This is a genomic window from Aminobacter carboxidus (assembly GCF_014863355.1).
In the GTDB taxonomy this organism is placed as follows: Bacteria; Pseudomonadota; Alphaproteobacteria; order Rhizobiales; family Rhizobiaceae; genus Aminobacter; species Aminobacter carboxidus.
Genome location: NZ_JACZEP010000018.1, coordinates 18,009 through 30,351, shown reverse-complemented (window position 1 = coordinate 30,351; position 12,343 = coordinate 18,009). Strand labels below are relative to the sequence as shown.

Below are 12,343 nucleotides of genomic sequence, written 5' to 3'. Positions count from 1 at the left end.
CCGCCGCGCCTCCTCTGGCCGGCCGGCCATCTCCCCCGCAAGGGGGGGAGATTAGTCTCGGCGCCGGCTGCGCTCAGTCGGGATTTGTAAGGACAAGCCTTGCGGTGTTGGCGACTAGTTGCAGCGTCGATGACGGCATGACCTCCCCCTTTGAGGGGGGAGATGGCCGGCAGGCATAGGAGGCAACGTAGAGCACTTCCGGCGTCCCCTCACCAATACGGCGATGCTTCCTTGCCCTCGAACACCTCCGATATCCGCCGCCGCGTCGCTGGCGTCGTGCCTTCCGGCAGCGCGTCGATCGGGAAGAAACCCGCCTCGGCAATCTCGTGGTCGGGCAGCTTCGGCGTGTCCTGCCTGAAGGCTTCGATCAGATAGAAGCCGACATGGTCGCGCTTCGTCGCCTGCTTGTTGAGGTGGATCGACTTGAGGATGGGCGGCGCGGTGATCGTGATGTTGCCTTCCTCCTCCAGTTCGCGCGCCAGCGACTCGACGAACGTCTCGCCGGTCTCGACCCCGCCGCCGGGCAGCTGCCAGCCGGGCACATAGGTGTGGCGGATCAGGAAGACGGACTTGGTGGCGGTATCATGAACGAGACCGCGCACGCCGAGAGTCATCGGTCGTCGCAGCAGGAAATAGAGGTGGAACAGGCTTCCGCGCAGCCGCGCCCAGGGCTTTTGGCGAAGCGGATTGGGGGCATTGCTCATCGGGCATGCCGCGATGGGTGGAAAGCCGCCGATACGTGACCTAAAAGGAAACAATGTTCAGGCTTGCGCATATTTCCGACGTCCATCTTGGTCCGCTTCCGGATGTAACCTATCGCGACCTCGCCTCCAAGCGCATGGTCGGCTACGTCAACTGGCAGCGAAACCGTCGCCGTCACCACCATGACGGCATCGTCGATGCGATCGTGGCCGATCTAAAGGCACAGGCGCCGGATCATCTCGCGGTCACCGGCGACCTCGTCAATCTGGCGCTCGACGGCGAAATCGCGCTGGCCCGGCTGTGGCTTGAAACGCTGGGCGCCCCAGGCGATGTCTCGGTGGTGCCGGGCAATCACGATGCCTATGTGCCCGGCGCTTTCGACAAGGCCTGCCACGTCTGGGCGCCATGGATGCAGGGCGACGGCGCGCATGGTGCGATCAGTTCGACGAGTTTTCCCTATCTGCGCGTGCGCCAGAACGTGGCGCTGATCGGCGTGTCGACGGCACGCGCGACCGCTCCCTTCATGGCCAGCGGGTTCTTTCGCGAAGGACAAGCCGAACGGCTGGCCAAGGTGCTTGAGGAAACCGGCAAGCGTGGTCTTTTCCGGGCCATCATGATCCACCATCCGCCGGTGCGCGGTGCTGTTGGCCAGCACAAGCGCCTGTTTGGCATCGGCAAGTTCCAGAAGCTGGTCAGGCGGTATGGCGCCGAGCTTGTGCTGCACGGCCATTCGCATCTGCCGACGCTGCACTGGATCGACGGGCGGGGCGGTGTGGTGCCGGTGGTGGGCGTTGCTGCGGCCGGACAGGCGCCGGGCAGCCATAAGCCGGCGGCGCAGTTCAATCTGCTCGATATCTCTGGCGAGCCGGGAAGCTGGAACGTGAAGCTCACCCGTCGCGGCCTGTCGGGACCGGCGATGCCGTCGGCTGAGATCGGGACGTTCGACCTGAGCGCGGCGGCGCCACGCTCGGTGGCCCTGGTCAGGGAATGACGCCGGTGGCTGCGAGACGCAGCCAGTAAAGAACTGCCATGACCCCGATGCCGATGGCCGCGCCGGCAACCAGCAGGCCAAAACCGGCCATCATGCCCGGCAGGACAGGCCTGTGCCGCAGCGGCGGCTCGGCTTCTGCTACCGCCTCGCGGCCGAAGCCTGCCAGCGCGGGTTCCGCGCCGCCTTCCATCATCTGCTGGCGTTCGACGATGCGTTCGGCGATGTAGCGCGTCACTTGGTCGGCGATGCGCTTGGCGTCGGTGGATTCGGCCAGCACGACGCGGCCGATGCGGGTGTCGCGGACAAAGCGGAAGGTGCGGCGGTCGCGGCCCAGCCCGACATGGCTCACCGCGTCGATCCACAACCTGGGCTGTAGTCCCGAAGAGATCGCGAAATCGAAATTGTCGATGTCCTTGGGAACATCGGCGAAAACCGGCTCGAGCTCTGCGGCAAGCAGTTCGAGCCGCATGCGATGGGCATCGCGCAGATCAACGACCACGTCGGTGCGATCGGCACTGGCGTTCTTGACGTCGCGAATGGCGTCTGCCAGCGGGTGCGCCGGTTTCAGTGCTGTCACCCTGTCGTCGCTCATCAGCTGTTGCCCCGGACCATGCTTAAGCAATCGTTAACATACCCACGATCGCGGCGGAATTGTAACGTGCGTGCACTCATTGTTCGCTGTCAGGCGAAGCGGAGAAAATGGTTTGTACTGCAGGCGCTTACAAGCCGCAGCGCATCACTTGATTCATCCGGCGTCGCATGCGGCGATGGCCGGCAGGCGACGTTGGCGCCGGCGGGTCATGCGGCTGATGATGTCGGCAACGAGCACTGGCGTCTCCTCCGGCAGCATGTGACCGATCTCCAGCACATGGTGGATCAGGAAACCCGAGGGCAGGGCGTCGGCATGGCTGTAGGGCAATACTGCATCGTCGGTGCCCCACACGACCATCACCGGCATCGTCAGAGTCGCCAGGCTGTCGCGCGGGATCACGCCTTGCTTGTCGTCGGCGGTCATCGCTTCGGCAAAGGCGATCAGCTTGTCCGTCTGGCCGGGACGTCCGCGCATCTCGGCGAGATCGCGGACAACGGCGTCAGGAACAGTGCTGTCGGGGCTCGACATTTCAGCGAGGCAGGAGCGGAGTTCGTCGGTACAGGCGGCGGCGGCATAACGCCTGAGCAGCGGGCCGTTGATCTCCGGGCCGTAGCCGCCTGGCGCCAGCAATGTCAGCGACGCGACACGTTCGGGATCGAACAGCGCGGCAAGCGTTGCCACGGCACCACCCATCGAATGGCCGACGAAATGGGCGCGGGTTATGCCGCGCGCGACGAGATCGGCCAGCACGGCATTTGCCGCCACCTTGGCCGAACCAGCCTTGGGGTAGTCGAGCGAAAGACCATGTCCCGGCAGATCATAGGCGATCGTGGTGAATGCGCCGTCCAGGTGATCGACGACGTCTTCCCAGACACCGCCAATTCCGCCGAATCCGTGCAGCAGGACCACTACATTCTTGCCGCTTCCCCGCAGGGCGGCATGGATAGGGTAATTCATTTTTGCTCAAATGACCGGACAGAAATTCACGAAAAGTTGTAAATTCAAAGTCGTAAAATGTAAAATAATGTTAGAGCACCAAGGGCGCAAATTTAATTATGCAAAAAGATACGTCGGAAAAGCCAGTGGGGGTCAGGTCTGGTGACCGAGGCCGGCGGCGCGCAGCGCCTTAGTTAGCGCTTTCGTCAATTCCGCCGGGTATTTGCCCTTGGTGAAGGTCGCTGCCGGGTCGGTGGCGAAAGCCGGATAGCGCGTCGCAATCTCCTTGGACAGTTCGGAAGCCTGCTTGGTATCACCGACGAAGTTTGCCGCGATCAGCCGTGCAGCTACGTAATGTGGCTTCTTGTTTGTCGCAAGGGCGCTTGCGGCGCGGGCCGCAGCATAACGGTTGCCGAGCATGAATTCGCCCAGGAACAGGCCGTAGTCCCACCAGCCGGGATGCGCGCTGGCGCTTTCGACGGCACGTTTCATGATCGGTACGCCGTCGCTGTAGCTGCCGCCGAGAATGAGCGCATAGCCGTAGGATGCCGCCATGGTCAGGTCGTAGGTGTTGAGCTCATAGGCCTTGCGTATCCACCTTATGGCCTCGGTGCGATCACCGGCACGCGACTGCAGATAGCCGAATGCGCGATGCGCGTAGGGGCTGGTTGAACCCATCTGCACGGCGCTATGCGCCAGCGCATAGGCGCCTTCGGTCGTTGCATTGGGCGGGTAGGGATAGTTGTCGGTGACGGCTTCGAGCTGCAGCGAGGCCAGTTCGGCGTAGACGACAGGCGACTTGGCGCTGCGCTTGGACAGGTCATCCATGCATTGATAGGCGGCGCGGTGCTTGGTGGCGTTCTGGTCCATGTAGTAGGCGCCGCTGAGCAGTAGGCAGGCCGTCAGACCACGTTGCAGTCCGTTCTGCTCGACGAAGCTGTAGATCATGCCTGAGGCCGGGATGGCCGAAGAGACGATGTCGGCGATGCGGTTGTCGATGACGTCGGGGCTGATCTCCTGCGGTGACAGGACGCGAGAAAGCAGGATGCGGCCGCTGGCCATGTGCTGAAGCTCGACCAGCACCGACCCCGCGCTCGGGCCGGCATTGACGGTGAAGTCGAAGTCGGTCGCGTCGGCGCGCCTGACGGCATCCGAGCGGTCGCGGGCTATCAGATCGATGGTGTCGAAACCTGACAGTGCCGTGCGCAGGACAGTTGCCACGCGTGCCGTCTGTCCGCCTTCGGAGCTTGAATGGATGTGCACGGCGGGCAACAGGTCGACGGTGTCGTTGATGCTCGCCGTGGCGCCGCGCGAACCGCCGAGGCCGGCGACCTCGAACCCGATCGGGCCGCCGATGTTGCGGAAGACCAGGATGCCGAGCATGACGATGACCAGCGCCATCGCCGCCCAGAAGTAGCGAAGCTGCCGCTTGACGCTGCTGCCGGAGTAAGCCGGATCGGCCTGGGCCTCTTCGCCGTGATGCGGCTCGTTCTCGGCAAGGCCTGTTTCGGCACGGGCCAGCACCGCTACCGAACCGTTTTGCTGCGCTTCCGCCGGGCGAGGGGCTGTCGGGAGTTCGGCGAGGATCTCGTAGGTCGGCACATAGCTGCCGCGGGGGATGCCGATGCGGATCGGGTCGTTGCTGCCCTCGGCGGCATAATAATGCGCCAGCAACTCGCGCAGGCGCCCGGCCTGGACGCGGACAACGGCATCGGTCGCCGAATCGAACTCGGCGTCCTTGCCGAAAACGTCGACCGCGATGGCAAAACCCTTCAGCCTCTCGGCCTCGCCGGCGAGTTCGCGTTCGACAATATAGCGCAGCAGCTTGCGTGCCCGGTCGGACCGGCCAAAGGTCTCGCTGGCAACAAGCCGCTCAAGCGCTTCGCGCACTGCGGGGGCAGCAGGCGTGGAGGCAACCAAGTGTCGACCCTTTTCCAACCGGTACGAACGGTCTGATCATAGTCGGCTGGCGTCAGTGTACAAGCGCGCTCAGCAACGATGCACAAACGCCCCGCCCGTTATCCACGGGCGAGGCGTGTTCGAACTCAATTTAACCTTACCGCGACACGATGCGGTTGGCTGCGGAGACCACCGCTTCAAGTGAAGCGGCGACGATATTCGTATTGATGCCGGCACCGAACAGACGGCCGGCAGGATGTTCGACTTCCATGTAGCAGATCGCCGAGGCGTTCGAGCCGCGCTGGATCGAATGCTCGGAATAATCCAGCACTGACAGGTCGATGCCAATATGGCGGGAGAGCGCATCGACGAAGCCGTCGATCGGGCCGTTGCCGGTGCCCTTGATGACGATCTCCTTGCCGTCATCGAGGATGGTCGCCTCGACGACCCGGCGGCCCTTCACTTCGGTGTCAGGGAAGGTCTGGTGATCGACGAATCTGAGGCGCGCACCAGGCTGGTCGACGTAGCGTTCGAGGAAGCGCTCATGGATACGCTTGGGCGAGACTTCCTTGCCCTCGCTGTCGGTGATGTGCTGGATATCCTGGCTGAATTCGACCTGCAGCGAACGCGGCAGGTTGAGGCCATAGTCGGCCTGCAGCACATAGGCGATGCCGCCCTTGCCCGACTGCGAGTTGATGCGGATGATCGCCTCATAGCTGCGGCCGACGTCCTGCGGGTCGATCGGCAAATAAGGCACTTCCCACAGTGGCTTGTTGGCGACCTTGATCGCCTTCATGCCCTTGTTGATGGCATCCTGGTGCGAGCCGGAGAAAGCGGTGTAGACCAGCTCGCCAACGTAAGGGTGGCGCTCCGGAATGACCATCTGGTTCGAGTACTCGTAGACCTGCTTGATTCGCTCGATGTCCGAGCAGTCGAGCATGGGATCGACCCCTTGGGTGAACATGTTGAGCGCCAGAGTGACGACATCGACGTTGCCGGTGCGCTCACCATTGCCGAACAGCGTGCCTTCGACACGGTCGGCTCCGGCCATCAAACCGAGCTCTGTGGCGGCGATGCCGGTGCCGCGATCATTGTGCGGGTGCAGCGAGATGATCAGGTTTTCGCGGTTGTCGAGGTTGCGGCACATCCACTCGATCTGGTCGGCATAGATGTTGGGCGTCGCCATCTCGACGGTCGAGGGCAGGTTGATGATCAGCTTGTTGTCAGCCGTCGGCTGGATGATTTCGGTGACCGCGTTACAGATCTCCAGAGCGACCTCGAGTTCGGTGCCGGTGAAGCTTTCGGGCGAGTACTGGAAACGGTAACCGCCGCCGGCCTTGGCCGCCATATCGGTGATCATCTTGGCGGCGTCGGTTGCGATTTGCTTGATGCCGGCGACATCCTTGGCGAACACCACGCGGCGCTGCAACTCGCTGGTCGAATTGTAGAAATGCACGATCGGCTTGTGCGCGCCGTCCAGCGCCTCGAAAGTGCGGGTGATCAGTTCAGGACGGCACTGGACGAGAACCTGCAGCGAAACGTCGTCGGCGACGTTACCCTCTTCGATGCACCAGCGGGCAAAATCGAAGTCGGTCTGCGAGGCTGAGGGAAAACCGATCTCGATTTCCTTGAAACCCATGTCGAGCAGCAGCTGGAACATGCGCGCCTTGCGGTCGTGGCCCATCGGGTCGACGAGCGACTGATTGCCGTCACGCAGGTCGACCGAGCACCAGATCGGCGCCTTGTCGATGGTTTTGGACGGCCAGGTCCGGTTGGGCAGGTCGATCTTGTGGTAGGCTTGGTACTTGACTGCGGCGGACGGCATGCCGGCGCTTCGGCCGGACGCGGGAGTGATCTTGCTCATTTTCGGTCTCGTTCTCTTGGCCGCCATGCACCACGCAACGCGCATGCTTCAGCGGTCTTAAATCAGAATTTCGGATCTGTTGTGAAGAGCAAAGGAGCATATGCCTCGGCGGCAATTCGACCGCCGGACGCTCCCTTAGCGAGCCCGGCGATCGCCGATAAGGCCAAGAAGAAGGAGAGCCGAGGAAAGGGCGCGCAGCGTCTCGCCCGCAAAAGCGGCCGGACGGGAGATTTCTTTGATCTTGCGCGACGACATGGCGCTCTCTTACAGGAGGCGCATGGGCCGCGCAAGAGCAGCGCACCCGACGTGGGTGCGCTGCAGCCGGGTTCTGGCCTTTCTTGTCGCGGCAGCGCCCGGTCTACGTCTTGTGCAGCCGCAGCGGGCTGACCTTCTCGCGTGCGATGATGCCCTTTGCCTCGAGGTCGAGCTGCACGGCCTTGGTCCACCATCCTGCCTTGGCGCCGCCGGGGTAGAGGCGTTCGGGCAGATGGCCGCGCACGCCTTCCTGGATCTGGGCGACGGTCAGTCCCGGCGATTTCGCGGGCAGGACGGTCAGGATCGCCTGCTTCATCGCCTGGTACATGGCGGCATCGGCAGGCTTGGCCTGGCCAGGGTGGTTGACGTTTTCGAGTTCGATCTTGGTGGATGTGCGAGGCGTCATTTCAGCTCTCCGTTCCTTGTCTGACGATCAAAGGACGAAAGCAGGATGCGCGATCCTACAGGGGAAAGGTTTTTTTGTTGGGCGCCGGACGCCTCAATCCTTGATCGTGCGCGCTACCAGCCTCGCAAGTGCCGGGCCGAACAGCAGCACGATCAGGAAACGCAGCATCTGCAGCGTCAGCACGAAGGACAGATCGACTTCCTTGGAGGCGGCGGCGATGATGGCGATCGAATCCATGCCGCCGGGGCTGGTCGCCAGATAGGCGGTCAGCGGATCGACGCCGAGGATGATGTGCAGGCCAAAGGCCAGAGCGCCGCAAAAGGCCATCAGGGCCGCTATCGAGCCCACCACCTGCGGCAAGGCGCGCGCCGCGTGGCGCAGGATCGGCCGGGTGAAGTTGAGCCCGATCGACCAGCCGATCAAAGTGTAGCCGATGGCCAGCAGCCATTCCGGCAGCTGCAGCTCGATGCCCAAGCCGAGATGGACGACAGCGCCGACGATCATCGCGCCAACGAAATACGGCGAGGGGATGCGCAGCAGGTGGCCGAGCGTACCGCCGACGATGGCGACGCCGATCATCGCGCCAAAAGCCGGCCAGACGATTGGCGGGAACCATACGATGCCGGGCGCTTCCGCGCCCGACGTGTCGACCCAGAGCCGGGCGATGACCGCGGCGGCGATCGAAACCATGATGACGCGCAGATATTGCATGAAGGCGACGAGCCGCGCGTCGGCGCCGAAGGCGTCCGCCATCAACACCATGGCGGTAGCGGCCCCCGGTGCCGAACCCCATACGGCGGTCGTGCCGGGCAGCACCTTGAGCCGCGATATGAACCAGCCAAGGAAGCTGCTGGCGACCACGGTAGCGATCGCCGCACTCAGAAACAGCGGCCATTCCGAGACGAAGGTGACGAAGATACCAGTCGAAATCGAGCTGGCGACGAGGCAGCCGATCAACGCCTGAGCCGAGACGAAGAGCGGCCTGGGCACGCGCACAGTGGCACCGTTGCTGCCGAGCGCGATGGCGACCAGCATCGGGCCGACAAGCAGGGCTGCGGGCAGATGGACGAGTTCGAGCAGCCCGGCGAGCAGCACCGAACAGGCCAGCAGCAGGGTCCACTGCGTCAGGGGCTTTGTCTCGGTGAGCGGGGCTGCAGGCTGCGGGTCAGGCTTCATGCCGCCGTCTTAGACCTATTCGGGCGGATGTGTCAGCCCTGCCGGGCGCAACATACACCGCCGGCGAGCCCATCGATTCCGATGCCGGCAGCACCTGCCCAGCCACTCTCCTCCAACGTTGCATTTGACAGCGTAGGTAACGTTCATACGCTCGCCGCTCCACGCGGTCGGCAACGAGGTGCCGCCGCCAACCGGGAGGTGCGTACTGATGATGAAGTTGACCCGCCGCATGACATTCGCGCTTGGGCTTTCGGCCGCTTCGCTGCTGGCGCTGGCGCCCCAGGCAGTAGCTCAGCAATTCCCCGACCGGACGGTGACGATGGTGGTGCCGTTTGCGGCCGGCGGATCGACCGATGTCGTCGCCCGCATCATCGCCCAGAAGATGTCGGACGATCTCGGCCAGCAGGTGGTGGTCGAAAACGTCGCCGGCGCCGGCGGCAACATTGGTGCCGAGAGGTAATTTGGTCAGCGGCTTACGCGGAAAGTCTACGGTCCTGATTCACCCTCGCGCAATTGCGTGACGGCGCCCAATCACGCCTGTGCCACACCATTGATTTCGGCGCTCGGCGGACCTTTCGACCTAGCGAGCTTCGAGGCTCTAGTGCCGCATCGTCCGATCGCCGCGTGTCGTCGGCTCGGATTTTTGAGTCACCACGCCAGTTTGGGGCCTTTAGCTGCCACTGAGATTCAGCTTGTGTGCGGCTACTTGCGAGAGCATGATGCAAATCATTCGCATTTGCAAAATGACCGGGATGGTGGACGTGCCGACAATGTTTGGGGAGCGGCTCAGCCGCAGGCTGGTGCTGGCGGGTGGCATCTGCACTGCAGGAGCGACGGCAGTGGGCGTCAATGCGGCGGTGGGGCAGGCGACGCATGGCGGCCATGATGCCGGCTCGGCAACGCCGGCTGCTGCGGATGCCTATCAGGCACCGTCACCATCGTCAGGCCACAGCGGCGCACATGGCGCGATGGTCACCGTCGGTGAGGTCGACAGCGCCCGCAACGGCTTCGATCCGGCGAAGATGCTCACCGACTGGGACGTCGGCGTAACGTCCGTCTTGTCCGATGGCCGCACGCTGCGGACCTTCGAGGTCGTCGCCGAGGACAAGGAAATCGAGATCGCGCCGGGTGTGATGTTCCCGGCCTGGACCTATAATGGCCGCGTTCCGGGTCCAGCACTGCGTGCCACCGAAGGCGAGCGTTTGCGGATCGTTTTCAAGAACTACGGCTCGCATCCGCATTCGATGCATTTTCACGGCATCCACGCCGCGCGCATGGACGGCGTGCCGGGCGCCGGCCTGATCAATCCCGGCGAGGAGTTCGTCTACGAGTTCGACGCGAAGCCGTTCGGCTGCCACCTCTATCATTGCCACGCGCTGCCGCTGAAGCGGCACATCCACAAGGGCATGTACGGCGCCTTCATCATCGACCCCGATCCCGCCCGCCATCCCGAGCTTGCCGATGTCGCCCGCTCGCGCCTGCTCGGCACGCCGGAGAATGCGCAGTGGCAGGAACTCGTCATGGTGATGAATGCCTTCGACACCAATTTCGACGGCGAAAACGAGTTCTACGCCGTCAATACGGTGGCGCACACCTACATGAACACGCCGATCAAGATCACCAGGAACCGACCGGTGCGGATCTACCTGATCAACGTCGTCGAGTTCGACCCGATCAACTCGTTTCACCTGCATGCCAATTTCTTCGACTATTTCGACCAGGGCACGACGCTGACCCCGACGTTGAAGACCGTCGACCTGATCACCCAATGCCAGGCCCAGCGCGGCATCATCGAGTTCAGCTTCGCCGAGCATGAAACCGGCCTCTATATGTTCCACCCGCACCAGTCGGAGTTCACCGAACTGGGCTGGGTCGGCATGTTCGACGTCGTGGAGGACGTGGCATGAGGGACGCTCCGATCTCCGAGACCGAAGCCGAGCTGTCCGGCACGGCGGCACCGCGCCGCGCGCTTTGGTGGGTCGTCCTGCCGCTGCTTGCCTTTGCTGCGGCCATCACAGTCCTGATTTCAGCCAACCCGCTGGCGCGTTTCAACAACGGCGCGCCGCCGGTCGAAGACATCGCTTTCGAGCGTGTCATTCTTGCCGGTGACGGCATCCGCGCTCTGGTTCGTGCCGGCGGCTCGGAGCCGATGACGATCGCCCAGGTCCAGGTCGACGACGCCTATTGGCAGTTCACCCAAGAGCCGCCTGGGCCGCTGGCGCGCGGCACCTCAGCCTGGATCCAGGTGCCTTTTCCATGGGTGCTCGGCGAAGCGCACGCGATCAAGCTGGTGACCAACACCGGCGCCACATTCGCACATGACATCCCGGTCGCGGTGGCGACGCCGGTCGCCGACAGTTCCAGCCTGATGTCACAGGCCATTCTCGGCATCTTCGTCGGCATCGTGCCGGTGGCCATAGGACTGATGTTCTACCCGGCGCTGCGCGGCATGGGTCGCTCGGGCATGACATTCCTCCTGGCGCTGACCGTCGGCCTGCTTGGCTTCCTGATGGTCGACGCCATCGGCGAGGCGTTCGAGCTGGCCGCCGAATCCGCCGCGATCTTCCAGGGCAATGTGATGGTGGTGCTGACGGCGGCCGCGAGCTTCCTGATCCTTGTCGGCGTCAGCCGCCGCAACGGCGCACCGAAAGGTCTTGCGCTCGCCACCTATATCGCCATCGGCATCGGCCTGCACAATTTCGGCGAGGGATTGGCGATCGGGGCGGCTTTCGCGGCGGGTGCCGCCGGGCTCGGCAGTTTCCTGGTGCTCGGCTTCACCTTGCACAATGTCACCGAAGGCATCGGCATCGCAGCACCGATCTTGCGCCAGCGGGTCAAGCTGTCGACCTTTGCCTGGCTGACACTGCTGGCCGGCGGGCCGGCGGTGCTGGGTTTGTGGATCGGCAGCCTGGCGTTCGCGCCGCAATGGTCGGCACTGGCGCTCGCCATAGGTGCTGGTGCGATCCTTCAGGTCATCGTCGAGGTCGCCGCCCTGATACGCCGTGGCGAGGGGCCGGAGAGCGGGGGGCTGTTCAGCCCAGCGGCCATGGCCGGTCTCGCTACCGGCGCCGGTTTCATGTACCTTACCGCGATGCTGGTGAAGATTTAGGCCGCAACCGTTCAGCCGGACGGCAGCCCGAAGCCGCCGACCGGCTCGATCTCGGTGCTGGAATCAAAGCCGGCGATGATCGGCATAGCCTGCTTGATCGCCGCCTGGACCTCGGGCAGCTGCAGCGACGCCTTGTGGCTCGTGCTGTTGTCCCACACCTCGGTGATCCAGATCGCGTCAGCGTCGGCCGGGTCCCGGGCGATGACATAGCTCAGGCACCCTGGCATGGCGCCGGTGCTGCCAAGAAGGATATCGAGCAGTTCGTCGCGCTTGCCAGCCTGCGCGCGCATCTTGCCTATCAGCCCATACATGTCAGACCTCGCATCTCTTCGTCCGCTGGCTGGATAGAGCTTGCGCCGGCGGCCGATGTCCAGAGGCTTGGCACGGATCCCGACATCATCCTGACAAACGGC

General features: G+C 63.7%; 11 protein-coding genes and 1 pseudogene. 4 read left to right on the top strand and 8 right to left on the bottom strand.

The genetic code is table 11. From position 1 onward, the window contains the following. Nucleotides 1-209 precede the first annotated feature (209 nt). On the bottom strand, nucleotides 210-704 hold the full coding sequence (locus IHE39_RS28380; RefSeq protein WP_184769789.1) for an NUDIX domain-containing protein: 495 nt from the start codon (nucleotides 702-704) through the stop codon (nucleotides 210-212). A gap of 53 nt (nucleotides 705-757) precedes the next feature. On the opposite strand from IHE39_RS28380, the gene IHE39_RS28375 reads away from it, so the two are divergent. After that, nucleotides 758-1,693 carry a metallophosphoesterase family protein gene (locus IHE39_RS28375; RefSeq protein WP_184769790.1) on the top strand — a complete coding sequence of 312 codons (936 nt, stop codon included), beginning with the start codon at nucleotides 758-760 and terminating at the stop codon, nucleotides 1,691-1,693. Here IHE39_RS28375 and IHE39_RS28370 read toward each other — a convergent pair. The 6 genes from IHE39_RS28370 to IHE39_RS28345 all read right to left on the bottom strand — a co-directional run bounded on the left by IHE39_RS28370 (nucleotide 1,683) and on the right by IHE39_RS28345 (nucleotide 8,821). Beyond that, nucleotides 1,683-2,285 (bottom strand): hypothetical protein, encoded by a 603-nt coding sequence (locus IHE39_RS28370; protein WP_184769791.1) that lies wholly within the window; start codon nucleotides 2,283-2,285, stop codon nucleotides 1,683-1,685. The two genes, IHE39_RS28375 and IHE39_RS28370, sit on opposite strands and share 11 nt — an antisense overlap. Nucleotides 2,286-2,438: 153 nt before the next feature. Next, nucleotides 2,439-3,242, bottom strand: coding sequence for an alpha/beta fold hydrolase (locus tag IHE39_RS28365; RefSeq protein WP_192568876.1), 804 nt, complete (start codon nucleotides 3,240-3,242; stop codon nucleotides 2,439-2,441). Nucleotides 3,243-3,374: 132 nt separating this feature from the next. Continuing rightward, the gene (locus tag IHE39_RS28360; protein ID WP_192568875.1) at nucleotides 3,375-5,141 is read right to left on the bottom strand and encodes a tetratricopeptide repeat protein; all 1,767 of its coding nucleotides are present in this window, start codon (nucleotides 5,139-5,141) and stop codon (nucleotides 3,375-3,377) included. Between the two features lie 136 nt (nucleotides 5,142-5,277). Then, nucleotides 5,278-6,945 (bottom strand): 2-isopropylmalate synthase, encoded by a 1,668-nt coding sequence (gene leuA, locus IHE39_RS28355; RefSeq protein ID WP_192568908.1) that lies wholly within the window; start codon nucleotides 6,943-6,945, stop codon nucleotides 5,278-5,280. A gap of 397 nt (nucleotides 6,946-7,342) precedes the next feature. Then, nucleotides 7,343-7,645, bottom strand: coding sequence for a DUF6958 family protein (locus tag IHE39_RS28350; protein WP_192568874.1), 303 nt, complete (start codon nucleotides 7,643-7,645; stop codon nucleotides 7,343-7,345). A 93-nt stretch (nucleotides 7,646-7,738) separates the two neighbouring features. After that, complete coding sequence (locus IHE39_RS28345) at nucleotides 7,739-8,821, bottom strand: AbrB family transcriptional regulator (protein WP_192568873.1); 1,083 nt, start codon at nucleotides 8,819-8,821, stop codon at nucleotides 7,739-7,741. A gap of 208 nt (nucleotides 8,822-9,029) precedes the next feature. On the opposite strand from IHE39_RS28345, the pseudogene IHE39_RS28340 reads away from it, so the two are divergent. The 3 genes and pseudogenes from IHE39_RS28340 to IHE39_RS28330 form a co-directional block, all read left to right on the top strand. Next, nucleotides 9,030-9,272, top strand: a pseudogene (locus IHE39_RS28340) (Bug family tripartite tricarboxylate transporter substrate binding protein); the annotation flags it as partial. A gap of 301 nt (nucleotides 9,273-9,573) precedes the next feature. Beyond that, nucleotides 9,574-10,728: a multicopper oxidase domain-containing protein gene (locus IHE39_RS28335; protein ID WP_192568907.1), complete on the top strand. Its 1,155-nt coding sequence runs from the start codon at nucleotides 9,574-9,576 to the stop codon at nucleotides 10,726-10,728. Then, nucleotides 10,725-11,930 (top strand): ZIP family metal transporter, encoded by a 1,206-nt coding sequence (locus IHE39_RS28330; protein ID WP_192568872.1) that lies wholly within the window; start codon nucleotides 10,725-10,727, stop codon nucleotides 11,928-11,930. Before IHE39_RS28335 ends, IHE39_RS28330 begins: the two co-directional genes overlap by 4 nt. 11 nt (nucleotides 11,931-11,941) lie before the next feature. On the opposite strand, the gene IHE39_RS28325 is transcribed toward IHE39_RS28330, so the two are convergent. Then, complete coding sequence (locus IHE39_RS28325; RefSeq protein WP_192568871.1) at nucleotides 11,942-12,241, bottom strand: putative quinol monooxygenase; 300 nt, start codon at nucleotides 12,239-12,241, stop codon at nucleotides 11,942-11,944. Nucleotides 12,242-12,343 lie beyond the last annotated feature (102 nt).